Raw genomic sequence first — 14,615 nt, forward strand, 5'->3', positions numbered from 1 at the left:
ACATATTGGGAAAATACCATTAGAAGCACATTGAAATATGTAAGCTAATGTGGAGCATCAGTTTAAGAAGAAATAAGAGGTAAGTACATATTAAACATGACTAATATGTACTTACCTTTATTTTTTGAGGATTTTTAACTTTTAGGTCTTGATAATTTATCAATATGTATTTAGGGTCTTTATGGATTTGAATCAATATTTGGGACAAAAAAAGTGAAGTCTATGGCGCTTCTTTAAAAACGATAAACAACTTCTAATACAATCTATCCTTATCAATTTTAAATAATAAATGCAATTTGATTTGGTAGATTAATATTTTTTAAATTCTCCATTCCACCACATTCTTCAACTTGCTTATATACTTTGAAAATACACTTATAAAATAATGGGAAGTGTTTTTTAGGCATATCATCAAGTAAAACATAACCTTCTTCAATAGTTAACTTATCTTTCAAAATCTTAAAACGCCATCTTTCGTACATTTCTGGGAATTGATCACATATATCCATACTAGGACCAAAACTATAAAGTGAAACTTTAATCAGTGGGGATTTTCTTCATCCCCCACTGATTATCAGCCCTCACCAATCGGGCTTTTACGGGCAGTTTATCTCCCACCTAACTTCTTAAGAAAGGCGGAAGCGGCTCGCTCAGAATCGCAGGACGTTGGAGCACCCGACAGAGAGGCGCTTTCTGCCTCGTCCGAGGGGGCGAAACGACCGGAGATTCTAGCCGCTAGAGCTGGACGATGCTTCCGCTGAATTTTGAGGCGGGAGTATTACTGCCCGTTAATGCGGGATAAATTGCATATTCACTATTGTCTAATTCTTTCGTTATTATAATCGTTGGATATCTTCCCAATTCAATTCACTCCTTAATTAATCAAACGCTTTATCTAAAGAGATTTTAAAATATTTATCAGGTGCACCCAACCTTTATATTTGTTCACTTTATTATGCTTCATATGCCATGCGATAAGGAAAGTCTTCATTCCTTTTCAGACATCGTACAATTCTAGTACATGCACAATCAAAATAATGTTGTCTCATTGTTTCTGAGTTCACTGGAGCTCGCTCTAAATCATAAAACATTCTTTCCTTTTTATTAAAATACATTTTTCCGACTTTATCGGGTAATTCAGAAGGATAGTATTGATAAACAACTATCTCTTCATCTTCAAATTCTTTATTCATTATTAAACATACCGCCATATATAAAGGCCTCCTTATATGTCTTTCATGTATTCCAGTATTTTTAGCTATAGCTTTAATATCAGAAGTCGATTTTCCTATTTCCTATACTTACTTGCCGATATTCTCTCTATTACTATTTCATACATCTGCGATTCCACGGTCATTTAATATTTCTACTAAGTATTCACTACTTGCATTCATCGCCAGTCCTTTGAGTAGCTTATGTTTATAAAGTTTACACGATAAACTCAAGGTATTCTGGAAATTCTATATTAGTCATATTTTCCATGCCACCATTTTCTTTTACGTGAACATATACTTTATGAATACATTTATATAATAAGTAAATATGTTTTTCAGGCATATCATTCGGTAAAACAAATGCTTTATCGGGGTTAGTTTCATTCTTTAAAACTTTAAAACTCCATCTCCTATAAAGCTGTGGATATCTCTCACAAGAATGAATATTTGGACCAAAACTGTAAATTACATTTTCTTTATCCTCATTCTCTTTGATTATTACAATCAGTGGGTATCTTCCCATTGTTCTAAACACTCCTTAATTAAAAATTTTATGACTGTGAAAATAGGAATTCAGGAAATTCATCTAAGTTTGATGCGTTTCTAACATATTTTTGCACAGCACCAACAGCTTTAAGAAAATAGTAATTTGCACCTTCACCTTTAGCTGCTTCTAACTCTATGGACTTTTTTTCTAGTTTATTAAATTGAATTTTTCCTGCTTTTTCTTCATCTTCACAAGAAAAAAAACGATAAACAACCTCCTCTTTATTTTCATATTCTTTAAATAAGTCTACACATACTCCCATATTATTAATTTCCTTTCTAATTAATTTATTACGATATAAGTTCTCATCTGGAAAATGTCAAAATCTTCTTTGCATCGTTTTTTATGAGCAGTCATAGCATTAATTTTGCCCCCCTTCAAATCGGGATTCAAAAATCTCATCATGTAATAGGTCTATACTAATCGGAAGATATCCACTTAAAACCCGAACATTGCCATGGTTTATTTCCTCCATTTTTATTCTGCATCTATATATGAAGAAATTATTTATTCAGTTCCTTAATATAAGGATTTATATAACTTCGGTATCCTTCTGTTAAACCTTAGGGTAATTTATCAAGGCTAACAAACTGAATATCAATAGACTCAGACTTATCTATATACTTTCTCTTATATCATTTGTTTGATAAGCAGCTGTTACTAAATACAGTTTTTCATTGAGCTTGTACTTCGCTCATTAAAGCATGGGTATTACCTTCCGTGTCTTTAAAGAATGCCATCCATGTTTCTAATTGTCCCATTTTTGCTACAATATGTGGTTCATCGATAAAAATAATTTCTTTGCTTAATAAGTTTTCATAAGTCTCTTTCATTTTTTCAACTTGAAAATAAATGACTGAACTAGATTGAGCAAATCCCTCTTTTTCTGGAAGGCTTAAAAAGAGACGCAACCCGTTGCATTCAAAGAATGCCATATTGTCAGTATGAAATAGAAGCGATAACCCAAGTTTTTCTTTATAAAAATGAATTGCCGTATCTAAATCTTTAACTGGTACCCCAATTTGTCCGACTTTCTGAATCATAGTAGTTTCCAATGAGAATCTCCCCTTTCAAATATCATTTCATTTTAAGAATATACAATTAAACTTAGTATTTCTTATCCAAAATCACCTTTTTTCGAAATTCAATAGGCGAAACCCCAACATGTTGTTTAAACATTTTGCTAAAAGATACGGGGTTTTGTAATCCCAGTTCAAATGTTATATCAGTCATATTGAAATCTAGTTGTGCTAAAAGCTTCTTCGCTTTTAAAATTCTAAACTCTGATATATGTTGATGAGGTGTTTTTCCATATATCTGTGAGTATGTTCTTAATAAATGGTTTGGTGATAAACAAGCAATTTGGGCAATTTCATTCAATTTAATGGGTTTATCATAATAGGACCTTATATAATCATGTGCGATACTAATCCTTCTATACAATTCTTCTCGTGTAGAATTACGTATTGCACTTAATGATTCGACTTCTTTACATGTATTGAAATGTTCAATTAGTATAATTTGCATAAACTTGTGAAATTGTTCTTCATAACCAATTGGGTCATTCTCAAGAATAGATAAGTTCTCTTTAAATTTTGTTATTTGAGACAGTAGAGTTTTACTTGTATCATAAGTTTTTTCAAAGAATCCGATATAACGCTTATCCTTAAAAGGATCGCTAAGAAGTCTATCGTTTGATTCTCTTAGTGAGTGTAAAATCCCCTCTGCAAATCCCTCTTTAAAAAAGATACAAAAAGATTCTACTTCCTTATTTTCATCAATTGAAATTGTATAAGATCCTTCATTAAGCAGTAAATATCTACTTTCTTCGACAGCAAAAAAGCCTTTACTAGTCTTGTAATATGCTTTTCCGTTAGAAAATGTTTTAATAGATAATTGGCCGTTTCCTTCCCAATAAAACTGGTTACTCTTTGCATGTAAAACAAAATTGGTAGAATCCCTATCATTCATAATACCGTCTCCATAAGCATGTAATTATAACTTTCAGACAATTTAATTATACATAATAATGGAAGTTGAGCATAAAAATCTTTTCCGCTTTGGACTTCGGCAAGACCTGTAGTGATGTTGGCGGCTAGTTGGAGTACTGTATCATAATTGCCATTAGATGTTTGATTGAACAAATATAGATGTTCTAACTTTCCTTGAAGCTTTCGTTCGCTCAATCCATTGAATTCGTTCCAATAGTTCTTGTTCGATGACATCTGTTGAAGTTACTTGTAATTGAAAATCGTTTGGAAAGGCATCATTTTGACAGATTCATTCTTCACACAAGCAAATGATTCCTTGTAAAGCAGCATCAAATACAAAAGCGTCAATTGAGTTGATAGCCTGCACACCCTGAATGGTTGCAACGCACAAAGCATAACACTGCTTGAAAATGATATTTTTGACGATAATAGCATTTTAGAAGAACTTTAATTAACTTTACGTGAAGATATGTTTGAGGCATTGACAGTTTAGAGGAAAGTACACGTTCTAAATTTAGAATCGATAGTTCTAATGTTGGACTAGAATTGAAAAGAAGTACTAACATTAGATCAAATAGAACAGTATAAAGAAAATCTTTATTTATATATTACTATCAAAATTTTGTATTTTATGTAAAATAAAGAGGTGCCTGTAATAAGGTATCTTTTTATTTTGTTAGTATACTTCAAAATTTTGTATATGGTAGGTGTAAATATGTTAGGTAATTTAATCCATTCAGTTTTAGTTTTTTTAGAAGGACTTGGTTATTGGGGAGTTATGCTTGGACTAATGATTGAAATAATCCCAAGTGAAATTGTGCTAGCTTATGCTGGATATTTAGTATCATCGGGAAGTATATCGTTTTTCGGTGCTGTTGCATTCGGTACAATTGGCGGAGTTATAGCACAGTTATTTATATATTGGATTGGTCGTTATGGAGGTAGACCAGTACTTGAGCGTTACGGAAAATACATTCTCATTCAAAAGAAACATATTGATCATGCAGAGGCATGGTTTAATCGTTATGGAACTGGTGTTATTTTTACGGCACGTTTTATTCCTTTTGTACGTCATGCTATTTCAATACCTGCAGGTATCGCTAAAATGTCACATGTTAGATTTATTACGCTTACTACGCTTGCAGTCATTCCTTGGTCAACTTTATTTGTTTATTTAGGTTGGAAACTGGGTGAAAAGTGGGAGAATATAAATGAAGTAGCAGGACCTTATGTTAAATATTTTGCTATTGCTGCAGTCGCTCTTGCTGTTCTCTATTTTGTTGTAAAAAAATTAATGAAAAAACGTGGCTAGTAATCTATTATTAGGGGTACAAATCTATGCCTATTAAGCTAAGGTAAATTTATATCCATATAATTTAAACGCTATTCTTTTTGTAGAAATATACAGAAAGGATGGCGTTTTTTTCAACGATAGCAATATTTTCACTTGTTTCTTTGTACAAGATTAAACTTTATTCTTTTTAGACTTGAATTGTGAAATGTCATCTCGCCTGGCTATCGTTCTTAATTTCAAAACTAAGTATCATTGGTCCAACCTTCATGAACTCTCGACTTTCAAACGAATTATCCATTTTCTTGTCCTAATCAAAATTGTATTGTTTCTATATATAAATTCACATAAATAGAACTAAGGTTTTATTGATAATCAAAAAGTAAATATTATCTTTCTTCTTTACATAAATATAGGTATTGGCCAAATTCCGGGAAACAATCCCAATTTCTAGATACATCATCTTTTGTCTCTCGTTCTTCAATTTCTCCAGTTTTGGAATCTCTTTGTTCCATAGCAATATGACCATTTTCTTGATAACCAAAAATCATACTCTTCAATTCGGTATCCCCTTCATACTCCCAATACATTATTGTCCTTAGAAATATCCTATTATCGTCTTTAACTACAAAATCGTAGTTTAAATATTCACGAAGAAAATCATCCAAAAAACTTACTGATACCCATTTATCAGTGATATTTACTAGATACTTCGGTTGCCCTCCATCACTTAGGACAGCAGTATATGACTGGCAATTTTCATGAAGTGTACTTGCTGTCTTCTCATCAATTATATTCCAAGGTTTCCTTTTTATATTAGACCACTCATCACAATAGTAAATTCCCATTAATTATACACCTTTCTAGTAATATCACGAATAATAATCCCCTTCTTATAATGCATCTAGATACCTAGCAATTGCCTGATCAAACAAGTCTTGTTCTACTAAGGTATCTCCTTCCGAGCAATTACTACTTTTGTGCTCTAGGTAATAATTATCAGGGTCACTCATAAGTCCCCTTACGAATACTTGTTTTAATTCATGAAATCTTTAGCCGTCGCTACAAAAGATGCAAGATTTAGATTAGGAAATTTTTTTTCTAATTTTTCAAGTTCATTAATGTAGTCTTGACTTTGCAAATTATAAGCTATATCTTCAAACACTTCACTTACATAAAGAACCTGCTCTTCATCTAATTCTTTAAGAACTTCGATTGTTTTTTGAGTATCTTCACTCAATAAGTTTGTGAGCTTATTCCAACAATGCTCTATTCTAAAGCAATCTTCTGGATGTATTAACATCCTTTCACTAATTACTTCTTTCACACGATCAATTAACACTTTCTCACCGCCTATTAAGTTATGGTTGTGCAGTATCTGAAAAAATCGTTACAGATTTTATTTCGTCAACCCTAACAACCTTGTATTCTCTCCAAACCGGTACTCTATCAGGTGCTTTTACATTTCCAGGTAAGTTCCCTGCATTTTTATATCATCTCTTATCCGAGATTCGGGTAACCATGATGGATTGGTACAATACCGAGACCATCCCAAAAAGTTTCCTAGTGAAATAACCGGTCTAACTTTATGGGATCACTTTACTCCTGATTCGGTTTATCTTATTCTAAGTTCTTTTCAATAGTTCCGAACTGTAATTATTAAAGTTTCTAAAGCAATTCAACCCCCACTTGGTTTAAAAACTTAACTTTTAATCTTTCATGATCGCTAACACTAATTATCATATCATTTTCAACCTTTTTAATGCTTGTAACATCCTTAAAATTACCAGTAAATACTATAAAATCATCATGAGTTATACCTAGACTACATGTTTGTCTATAAACATCCATAGTTAAAATTAACTTAAATTTTTTATTATCCTTATAAGAATAAATCAATTCCCCTGCGTCTACATTATCTGCTATACTAACTGGTTCACTCAAAAAAAGTTCCAATAGTTCATGTTCATCATATTTAATAAACATTCTAGCTCACTTCCTTAAGAACTCGACTCTTTCATGGTTATTCTTCTTGTAAATATTTTTTCACGATAAATTCAACTTTTTCTCTCGCTTTTAAAGATTCAAAGGAAAAAATTCGTACGTATGATGTTTTTCCTGTGTTAAGGAATCTCATCTGAAACTTTTTATTTGGTTTCTCAGATTGTAAAAAAGAAGACTCACAATGACTAATTTGTCAAAGTGGGATTCTATTCGTTTAAAGTTATAATCCAAATACTTCTTTCATTTTAGAAAGAAGCTGATAAAACTCCTCTTTTTCATTCGGAGATGTTTTTAAATAATTGCTGACTGCAATTTGAAAATACTTATAAATAGTTTCATAATCAATCACTACTTGACTATCTCGATAGTCGACTTCAACCCCTGTGAACTCTTCTTCGTAAAAAGTTTTGTCATAGTCATCTAAATCACTCCAAAAGGTAAATCCTCCGAAATAATCCAATCCACACCCATTTCCATCACTTACATTTTCTAACACCCATTTAAAACAATTACACATTAAAAAAGATTCCAATAGATTTTTTATTGGCAGATGCTCAGGGGTTATTAAATCATTAGCGTTAATTAATTCAATCATAGTAAACCTCAATTTTTAGTTAGTTGAAAAAAAGAAAGTTATCTCTCTATTTTCACTTCTGTCAGTTTACTAAAGAGAGTTTCTCTTCTCAATAAGACTACGTTTTCGATCTGTAATCATTATAATTTACCTTTTTGCTTTTAAATATAGCATTTGAATTTTACACATTATAGAAATTCTATATTTATTCTATCAACTATTAATTTAATATATTTCCCATATAGGTATTCATAATCCTCTAAAATCTCATCTTCAATTCGTATTCCTATATCAAACATCCCACCTGAAGTAAGTAAGCCTTTAAGCTCATATTTAAAGCCTTCACCTAGCTTTGTAATTTGCTTTTCTTGACTATCTTGTATATCAATTGCATAATCATCTAGAAACCAAAGACTTAATTCCACAGGGTAGATTTCCCCGATTTTTATCTCATATGGAAAAATATTTGCAAAGCCGGTTAATTCAATATCTTTAATTTTCACTACAACTTCTTCTTCAATACATGAGTCTATCTCCTTAACTAACGCCTCATATCTCACTATAAATCCCTCTTTCCTTATTCTACAGGATTAATTTCTTGTACAGTTTTATCATGTAACATCTTCCAAAACTCTTGCCTCTTTACTATCACTTTTGATAACTCTTTATATACTTGCGAATGACCTGAATTCCAAAAATAAATGAGCTGCTCTTGAAAAGTATGATGTAGGTCATAACCAGTTTGTTCTTTTTTTGAAAGTAGCCCTAGTAATGCATATCGAATAGACATTCTTAAAACTCCTAACTTCGCTTGTAAATTATGCATAATTTGTTTCAATTTTATTATATCGCTTGTAAAATTTTAATAAACCGTTAGTATAAAAATATGACTTTTTAGTCATATTTTCTCTTTTTATAATAAAAGTAAAGGAGGATATGATAAAAATAGTATAATCTCGCTAATGATTGTTTAATTTTTTATCTTTTTAGGTTTCAGCATAATTTTTCCTATTCTCCTCCCATAGGTGATTGTAAATTTAGATGTAAATTCATGTAATTTAAGATTACTGTTATCTTGTTACTCGGTTCCCTCTTTCCTAACAGCTCAGTTTTGGAGAATAATTTCTGATCGAATAAGTCGGTGTCCTACGCCTTTTATCGTTATATTAGATTATTAGGTTTATATTAACAAGCATCTTTATTGCTAAATTAGTAGGATTGTACATATCAAGAATTATTAATAGTTTCTTCGTAGGTGCATTATACACCGCCGCAACAGCATCTGTTATCGATATGACGACTGAAACAAACCGTAATCGTTATATGGGAATGATTGGTGCATGTATGGGGATGGACTTTATTATTGGAGCAGCAATTTGGGAACATTTTTTTGACGAGCGGCTTAGTAAACGCATGTATACAAGACGGATTGATGCGCTACATTCGTAACGGAGAGGAAAAAAGTTGCATTATAATTGGACAAGTTATTTCTGTGGCTGGATTGTTTTTAATTTCATTTACAATCACTTTACTTTGGACAGGAATTTCCTCATCCATATTCTCAGCTGGAAATGCACTTGTATGAACGTGTACACTTTCATTTTTAGCGAAGCAAATAGAAACAGGTTACGGTACAATTTCGGGTCTAAATTTTTCATTTGACAGTTTAGGAAGAATGGTTGGAACTGTATTTTTCACAGCGCTATTTGTCTCACAAGGATCAGCATCCTCAGAATAAATGCTATCCATTGCACTGATTATCGCATTTTGAAAAGAACATCATATGTAAAGGGGCGAAATTTAATATATCGAAATTTTTCATCAAATTCGCGCTGGATGATGGGCTATTTTTCTGTTCCTATTTATTTATAATAAAATACAGTTTATAGTCCGTTTTTACATGCATCTCGGCTGTCCCCTTTATGATAAGTACATAACAGGAAACAAGGAGGAACGAACTTAATGTTTTTAGCACTTAAAGAATTAAAACAATCGAAATTACGATACGGATTAGTTGGTACAATTATGATATTATTATCATTTCTTGTACTTATCATATCAGGTTTAGCAAATGGTTTATCTCATGACAGTGCTTCTTCTATTATAGAAATGAAGGCAGACAAATTTATATTATCCGATGATGCCGAGGGGAAATTGTTGCGTTCTCAAATTAAAAAAGAGGATGTTAAAAACATATTGGCACAGGTCGATGAAAAAGATGCAGTTCCAATGTATATGAAAGTGTCAACATTTGAAAAAGAAGGAAGTTCAAAAAAAGTTGATGCTGCTATTTTTTCAAGTAAACCAGATTCATTTATTGCTCCAAAAGTAATTGAAGGGAAAAATACCCCTTTAGAAAACAATGAAATCATTGCGGATGAATCTATTAAAGAAAAAGGAGTAAATCTTGGAGACGAACTTGTAGAACCTATTTCTAATAAGGTGTTCAAAGTTGTCGGATTTACAAAAAATCAAATATTTAGCCATACACCTGTTGTTCGCATGAATGAAGCTGTATGGGATAGCATTGCAATGCCACATCAAAAAGATTATAACGTAATCGCTTTAAATACGGATAAAGAAATTAAGAATGCAAAAGTTGTAGATAAAAAAGAAGTATTGAAAGGCATTCCAGGTCATAAAGAACAACAACAGACATTAACGATGATTATTTCATTTTTAATTGTCATTGCAGCACTATTAATTGGCGTTTTTTTCTATGTCATTACATTACAAAAAACACACCAACTAGGTGTATTAAAAGCAATCGGAACAAAAAATTCATATTTAGTAAAGGCTTTAGTTATACAATCTGTATTTTTAACTAGCATTTCCGTTGTAATCAGCATCAGTTTAGTCCTTGCAGTACGGACTGTTTTGCCAGCCACTATGCCGTTTTTATTAACAGCAACAACAATCGCACAATTTTCAGGTATTTTTATTGTAATTAGTATATTAGGTACATTGTTCTCTCTATATCATGTATTGAAAGTAGATGCATTAGAAGCAATTGGAGGTGGCATGTGATGGTAACGGAAGTGAAATGGGAAAATACATCATCATTATTAAAGCTCGATCAAGTAAGTAAAGTATATGGAGAAGGAGATACAGAAGTAACAGCTTTACACCCAATTACATTGGATGTAAAGGAAGGAGAATTCATCGGCATTGTTGGTCCATCTGGTTCAGGAAAAAGTACTTTGCTTTCCATTGCAGGTGCACTGCTCTCTCCTTCGAAAGGAAATATTTATATTTCTGATCAAAACATAGCAAAATTATCGGGAAAAGAGATGACAGATATTCGCTTAAGAAAAATTGGGTTTATATTCCAATTCGCGAATCTCGTACCTTTCTTAACGGTGAAAGAACAACTTCTGTATATCGCTAAGTTAAAGGGAGAAGATAAAAAAGAAGCTGGTAAATTTGCAGAAAAATTACTGGAAACATTCGGATTATCACACCGAATGAATCGTTATCCAAATCAACTTTCAGGCGGGGAAAAACAACGAGTAGCTATTGCTCGTGCGTTCATGAATAACCCAGACTTAATCTTAGCTGATGAACCTACAGCTAGTCTTGATTCAAAACGTGCAAGAGAAGTCGTTGAATTAATGAAACAAGAAGTGAAGAAAAATAAAAAAGCAGCGATTATGATTACACACGATGAAAAAATGCTTGATGTATGTGATCGAATTTTAACACTTCGCGATGGAAAATTACTATAAGAAAACGAAGTGTACGAGCACATGTACAATAATAAGTGGCCTGCCGCATGCTCGTCAAGCTAACAACAGGTTGTCTCCTAAACGAAAAAACATGGTGAATTCTCAAACTATAGAGATATAAAACTTTTTAGGGATATCTCAAAATATTAGCTTGAAAAGTATAGGTACTACTGACAAAATACTGATATCATGTATTATCAAGAGCTAAATTATAAAAATTCTTAAAAATTAAAGGAGAGTACATATTAGTCATATATACTATGTGTTCTCCTTTTCCTATACCATAATTAGAGTTGCAGCATTAGAAGTGATGTTTGAAGAACCCGAATCTTAAAATTTTGTTTATTGACAGGGCTAGCCCTGCCAATAAATAAAATAAATCCTTCGAATAAAGTTATTTTTATACCAACAGTGACGTTCTATGTGAAAAGGTTGAAAAGTCATTTACACAAACATATTGACGGTACCACTATAAGTTTAAAATCTATTAATAACTTATCAACTTAATTACAATAAATTATTATCTTCTAATTCTTCATTTATTGGTTTTTCTTCCTCCACAATTTCACCAATAACCAAACTAAATGGATCATCACCTAGAATATTTTTAACTAATTCTATTTTTTCAAGTACTGATTTACTCATTTTTATTCCCTCTTAATGTTTATTTCACTCTCGAATCATGTAAGATTTTGTGTTTTACATTTAAGATAAAGAACTGTATTCATTCCATTTTCAAATCTAAATTGCTATGAAAATTGGATTTTCGCAAATGGTGGCGGATTGAAAACTGGTGGTTGGATGTATTTTGATAAGGAATATGTAAGTTGGCTTAGATAATGAAAAAATCCGGCTCTTGCAAGTCGGATTTTCTTTAACTCTATTAAAATATTATAATTATTAATTGAAATGCAGTTACTTCTAGCAAAGTTTTGCAGTTAGCTATTTAAAAGCGTAAGCATATCTCTTTTAAAGATAGCAGCTATTTCTACTTCCTCTAATGAATCTCCCCATCTAAAAACTATATCACCTTTTAGGCAGAGATGAATGGAAAGATTAAAATAATCTATTTCATCTTTCCATTGATTATTTTCATTAAATGCTTTTCCGAAGATTCCGCTAATATTTTCTTCCGTAAGCATATCACTACTTTTACTTGCAATGATTGTGAATCTTTTAGGGTTACTAGAAACTATTTCAATAGCAGCTGGAAGTTTCTCGAGACAAAACTCTGCAATACTTGAGTAGAAAGTTTTCCCTCCAACTTCCATCTCAACTTCTGGACCCTTATTAAATACCTCAAGTTTCCATTTGGTTTGAAGAGCCTTCCATACTTTTCGGTATTTTTCAATCTTAGAGTTCGTTTTGATTTCAATAGCTGCAAGTAAGTAGAATTTGTAGACATTAGTTAAATCATGTTCCATACATACTTGCTTGATTTCAGTGCCACATACTTCTTTGAATTGATTCTTTTCATCTGGGCTAAATAACATGGAGCCATTAACACTGAATACACTTAAATTTGGTAAATTACCAACTCTTTTGATTACTTCATCTTTACTAAACCATTTGTAATATGAGAATGCATCTTCTTCTACTTCATTCCAACACTTCATCTTCCCACCTCAATTTTAATGGTCATAATGATTTCCATGTATATCATTAAAATGTGCCCCTCTATTTTTGAATGGGTCATCTGGGTAAATATGACCGCCTGAATGCTCTCTTATAATTTTACCATCCCTGAAATGATAGTCTCTTCCATATTTATCTACAGCTGGTGTAACCTTAGTTGGCTGTTCATTAACAGGAATACCGCTCGCTTTCTAATTACTTACATTTGATTTTATCCCAGTATAGTTTTCGAAAGTTACATTGCCAGCCCCTTGAAAAAACTCGATAGCACCTTGCATAAGTTCCAAAGCACCGATAGCTGTTTTTTCATACCATAGTCTATTTAGCTTCTTGTTCTTCTAAAGCTAATACTTCTTCAATTTCAGCTTCACGCGCTTTATCTTCTGTAACTCGCCATCCAATCCATACTCAATTCTTGTATGTTAAATGTACCACTTGCGGGACTAAAACCTTTCCCGCTTTGAACTTCCGCAAGACCTTGCGCAATGCTTGAATCAAAAATACCCATCATAGCTTGCATGCCAGGAAGGGTATTACTAATTACTTCAATACCTGCTTTCGTTTGGTCAATCCCTCGCATTTGTTCTTCTATTTCTTGTTCAATAACATCTGTTTAAGTTTCCATCTCCGCCAAATGCTTCAGCAACGGATTATGTAGTTTTAAATGCTGGGCAAGCTTTAAAAGGTTTTCAGAAGAAGAAATTAGAATACTAATAACTGAGGTTTTACGTTATAGGAATAAATGGAGGACTTCCACAGTGCTATCCAGTTAGGCTTTTGAACTGCATGCAAAAAAGCCGTTCTCCTATAAACAATGGAAATCGGCTTTTGTAATGTATCATTTATTATGAACACCCCTGTTCATGTAACAAGGATTAAGATTTATTAGCTATGATCATAAAACGTTTTGAATTTGTACGGATCCCTTTTTCAGTTTTGTTTGATGCGATAAATTTTTGCAAAATGTCAAAGTCCTCTTTCGTTTCACCAAATCGTGGTATGATCGGTGTGTGTTTTAATAGGAAAATGAGGTCTTCAGGTGTTTGGTAATAATCAATCGCATCATACTCTAAGATTTGCACGTCAGCAAAACCCGCATGTCCTAGCTCACGGACATATTTTTCTTTTAAAGTGCCGTCTTTTCCCCCTAAGCATTGCCCTCTTCCAAACGCTTCTTTTAAGTTCAATTTATCATGTTCACTAACTTGCTGTGTTAAGAAGATGCCATTCTTTTTTATTACTCTTGCTACTTCTGCCGCTACAAAAGGGGCATGACAACTAGATACAATGTCAAAAAAGAAATGCGGAAACATCAAATTTCCGGATTCCATTTTGCAAAATCTAACGTTTGAAACACGTGCTTTTTCTAAGTTAGACTGTGCTGTTTCTATCATTCCACTTGAATTATCAATCCCAATCATGAATAAAGCAGCCGATGCAATTTTTAATATATTCTCTCCCCCGCCTGTACCAACATCCAGCAAAACATCTGAGGATTTGCATCTCCCAATTACTTCTTCATAAAACTCCCATGTGGCACCTTCAGTTACGCATTTGAGTTTACTAAAATCCCAGCCATTTGATCTTCCGACTGTATCATAAAATTTTTTGTAATCTAATTCATTCATTTTGTA

General features: G+C 32.4%; 20 protein-coding genes and 2 pseudogenes. 4 read left to right on the forward strand and 18 right to left on the reverse strand.

The window, feature by feature from the left end:
* Positions 1-278 precede the first annotated feature (278 nt).
* From MR076_RS09995 to MR076_RS26790, 7 genes and pseudogenes are all read right to left on the reverse strand, one after another.
* Positions 279-455: a hypothetical protein gene (locus MR076_RS09995; RefSeq protein ID WP_242220219.1), complete on the reverse strand. Its 177-nt coding sequence runs from the start codon at positions 453-455 to the stop codon at positions 279-281.
* Positions 456-953: 498 nt separating this feature from the next.
* Complete coding sequence (locus MR076_RS10000) at positions 954-1,211, reverse strand: hypothetical protein (protein WP_242220221.1); 258 nt, start codon at positions 1,209-1,211, stop codon at positions 954-956.
* A gap of 217 nt (positions 1,212-1,428) precedes the next feature.
* Positions 1,429-1,737 carry a hypothetical protein gene (locus MR076_RS10005; RefSeq protein WP_242220224.1) on the reverse strand — a complete coding sequence of 103 codons (309 nt, stop codon included), beginning with the start codon at positions 1,735-1,737 and terminating at the stop codon, positions 1,429-1,431.
* Between the two features lie 28 nt (positions 1,738-1,765).
* Positions 1,766-2,023 carry a hypothetical protein gene (locus MR076_RS10010; protein ID WP_242220227.1) on the reverse strand — a complete coding sequence of 86 codons (258 nt, stop codon included), beginning with the start codon at positions 2,021-2,023 and terminating at the stop codon, positions 1,766-1,768.
* Between the two features lie 412 nt (positions 2,024-2,435).
* The gene (locus MR076_RS10015) at positions 2,436-2,816 is read right to left on the reverse strand and encodes a VOC family protein (protein WP_242220229.1); all 381 of its coding nucleotides are present in this window, start codon (positions 2,814-2,816) and stop codon (positions 2,436-2,438) included.
* A gap of 52 nt (positions 2,817-2,868) precedes the next feature.
* The gene (locus MR076_RS10020) at positions 2,869-3,732 is read right to left on the reverse strand and encodes a helix-turn-helix domain-containing protein (RefSeq protein ID WP_242220231.1); all 864 of its coding nucleotides are present in this window, start codon (positions 3,730-3,732) and stop codon (positions 2,869-2,871) included.
* 74 nt (positions 3,733-3,806) lie between these two features.
* Positions 3,807-4,041, reverse strand: a pseudogene (locus MR076_RS26790) (hypothetical protein); the annotation flags it as partial.
* Between the two features lie 426 nt (positions 4,042-4,467).
* On the opposite strand from MR076_RS26790, the gene uptA reads away from it, so the two are divergent.
* Complete coding sequence (gene uptA / locus MR076_RS10030; protein WP_242220234.1) at positions 4,468-5,064, forward strand: undecaprenyl phosphate transporter UptA; 597 nt, start codon at positions 4,468-4,470, stop codon at positions 5,062-5,064.
* 368 nt (positions 5,065-5,432) lie between these two features.
* On the opposite strand, the gene MR076_RS10035 is transcribed toward uptA, so the two are convergent.
* The 6 genes from MR076_RS10035 to MR076_RS10060 all read right to left on the reverse strand — a co-directional run bounded on the left by MR076_RS10035 (position 5,433) and on the right by MR076_RS10060 (position 8,411).
* The gene (locus tag MR076_RS10035) at positions 5,433-5,891 is read right to left on the reverse strand and encodes a hypothetical protein (protein WP_242220236.1); all 459 of its coding nucleotides are present in this window, start codon (positions 5,889-5,891) and stop codon (positions 5,433-5,435) included.
* A gap of 188 nt (positions 5,892-6,079) precedes the next feature.
* Positions 6,080-6,385, reverse strand: a complete 306-nt coding sequence (locus MR076_RS10040; protein ID WP_242220238.1) for a hypothetical protein — start codon at positions 6,383-6,385, stop codon at positions 6,080-6,082.
* A 326-nt stretch (positions 6,386-6,711) separates the two neighbouring features.
* Positions 6,712-7,029, reverse strand: a complete 318-nt coding sequence (locus MR076_RS10045; RefSeq protein ID WP_242220241.1) for a hypothetical protein — start codon at positions 7,027-7,029, stop codon at positions 6,712-6,714.
* 238 nt (positions 7,030-7,267) lie between these two features.
* Entirely contained in the window at positions 7,268-7,642 is a 375-nt protein-coding gene (cdiI, locus tag MR076_RS10050; protein ID WP_242220243.1) for a ribonuclease toxin immunity protein CdiI, read from the reverse strand.
* Between the two features lie 167 nt (positions 7,643-7,809).
* A complete protein-coding gene (locus tag MR076_RS10055) occupies positions 7,810-8,181 on the reverse strand; it encodes a hypothetical protein (protein WP_242220245.1) in 372 nt (123 codons plus the stop codon).
* Positions 8,182-8,198: 17 nt separating this feature from the next.
* Entirely contained in the window at positions 8,199-8,411 is a 213-nt protein-coding gene (locus MR076_RS10060; RefSeq protein WP_242220247.1) for a PadR family transcriptional regulator, read from the reverse strand.
* 428 nt (positions 8,412-8,839) lie between these two features.
* On the opposite strand from MR076_RS10060, the gene MR076_RS10065 reads away from it, so the two are divergent.
* From MR076_RS10065 to MR076_RS10075, 3 genes are all read left to right on the forward strand, one after another.
* Entirely contained in the window at positions 8,840-9,070 is a 231-nt protein-coding gene (locus tag MR076_RS10065) for an MFS transporter (RefSeq protein WP_242220248.1), read from the forward strand.
* A gap of 513 nt (positions 9,071-9,583) precedes the next feature.
* Positions 9,584-10,648, forward strand: coding sequence for an ABC transporter permease (locus tag MR076_RS10070; RefSeq protein ID WP_242220250.1), 1,065 nt, complete (start codon positions 9,584-9,586; stop codon positions 10,646-10,648).
* Positions 10,648-11,346, forward strand: coding sequence for an ABC transporter ATP-binding protein (locus MR076_RS10075; RefSeq protein WP_242220400.1), 699 nt, complete (start codon positions 10,648-10,650; stop codon positions 11,344-11,346). The genes MR076_RS10070 and MR076_RS10075 overlap by 1 nt, the downstream gene beginning before the upstream one ends.
* Positions 11,347-11,853: 507 nt before the next feature.
* On the opposite strand, the gene MR076_RS10080 is transcribed toward MR076_RS10075, so the two are convergent.
* The 5 genes and pseudogenes from MR076_RS10080 to MR076_RS10100 form a co-directional block, all read right to left on the reverse strand.
* A complete protein-coding gene (locus MR076_RS10080; protein WP_242220252.1) occupies positions 11,854-11,991 on the reverse strand; it encodes a hypothetical protein in 138 nt (45 codons plus the stop codon).
* 293 nt (positions 11,992-12,284) lie between these two features.
* The gene (locus MR076_RS10085; RefSeq protein WP_242220254.1) at positions 12,285-12,962 is read right to left on the reverse strand and encodes a hypothetical protein; all 678 of its coding nucleotides are present in this window, start codon (positions 12,960-12,962) and stop codon (positions 12,285-12,287) included.
* Positions 12,963-12,977: 15 nt separating this feature from the next.
* The gene (locus tag MR076_RS26545; protein ID WP_313897322.1) at positions 12,978-13,160 is read right to left on the reverse strand and encodes an HNH/endonuclease VII fold putative polymorphic toxin; all 183 of its coding nucleotides are present in this window, start codon (positions 13,158-13,160) and stop codon (positions 12,978-12,980) included.
* 209 nt (positions 13,161-13,369) lie between these two features.
* Positions 13,370-13,594 (reverse strand): annotated as a pseudogene (locus MR076_RS10095) (T7SS effector LXG polymorphic toxin); the annotation flags it as partial.
* Between the two features lie 262 nt (positions 13,595-13,856).
* On the reverse strand, positions 13,857-14,609 hold the full coding sequence (locus tag MR076_RS10100; RefSeq protein WP_242220256.1) for a class I SAM-dependent methyltransferase: 753 nt from the start codon (positions 14,607-14,609) through the stop codon (positions 13,857-13,859).
* Positions 14,610-14,615 lie beyond the last annotated feature (6 nt).

The organism is Bacillus cereus group sp. BfR-BA-01380 (assembly GCF_022663535.1).
Taxonomy (GTDB): domain Bacteria; phylum Bacillota; class Bacilli; order Bacillales; family Bacillaceae_G; genus Bacillus_A; species Bacillus_A cereus_BB.

What these genes read in the sequence shown, in the direction of transcription:
- MR076_RS10000 (WP_242220221.1), bottom strand. Translation starts at nt 1,211, where the DNA reads ATGGCGGTATGTTTAATAATGAATAAAGAATTTGAAGATGAAGAGATA.
- MR076_RS10005 (WP_242220224.1), bottom strand. Translation starts at nt 1,737, where the DNA reads ATGGGAAGATACCCACTGATTGTAATAATCAAAGAGAATGAGGATAAA.
- MR076_RS10010 (WP_242220227.1), bottom strand. Translation starts at nt 2,023, where the DNA reads ATGGGAGTATGTGTAGACTTATTTAAAGAATATGAAAATAAAGAGGAG.
- MR076_RS10020 (WP_242220231.1), bottom strand. Translation starts at nt 3,732, where the DNA reads ATGAATGATAGGGATTCTACCAATTTTGTTTTACATGCAAAGAGTAAC.
- uptA (WP_242220234.1), top strand. Translation starts at nt 4,468, where the DNA reads ATGTTAGGTAATTTAATCCATTCAGTTTTAGTTTTTTTAGAAGGACTT.
- MR076_RS10035 (WP_242220236.1), bottom strand. Translation starts at nt 5,891, where the DNA reads ATGGGAATTTACTATTGTGATGAGTGGTCTAATATAAAAAGGAAACCT.
- MR076_RS10045 (WP_242220241.1), bottom strand. Translation starts at nt 7,029, where the DNA reads ATGTTTATTAAATATGATGAACATGAACTATTGGAACTTTTTTTGAGT.
- cdiI (WP_242220243.1), bottom strand. Translation starts at nt 7,642, where the DNA reads ATGATTGAATTAATTAACGCTAATGATTTAATAACCCCTGAGCATCTG.
- MR076_RS10060 (WP_242220247.1), bottom strand. Translation starts at nt 8,411, where the DNA reads ATGTCTATTCGATATGCATTACTAGGGCTACTTTCAAAAAAAGAACAA.
- MR076_RS10070 (WP_242220250.1), top strand. Translation starts at nt 9,584, where the DNA reads ATGTTTTTAGCACTTAAAGAATTAAAACAATCGAAATTACGATACGGA.
- MR076_RS10075 (WP_242220400.1), top strand. Translation starts at nt 10,648, where the DNA reads ATGGTAACGGAAGTGAAATGGGAAAATACATCATCATTATTAAAGCTC.
- MR076_RS10080 (WP_242220252.1), bottom strand. Translation starts at nt 11,991, where the DNA reads ATGAGTAAATCAGTACTTGAAAAAATAGAATTAGTTAAAAATATTCTA.
- MR076_RS10085 (WP_242220254.1), bottom strand. Translation starts at nt 12,962, where the DNA reads ATGAAGTGTTGGAATGAAGTAGAAGAAGATGCATTCTCATATTACAAA.
- MR076_RS10100 (WP_242220256.1), bottom strand. Translation starts at nt 14,609, where the DNA reads ATGAATGAATTAGATTACAAAAAATTTTATGATACAGTCGGAAGATCA.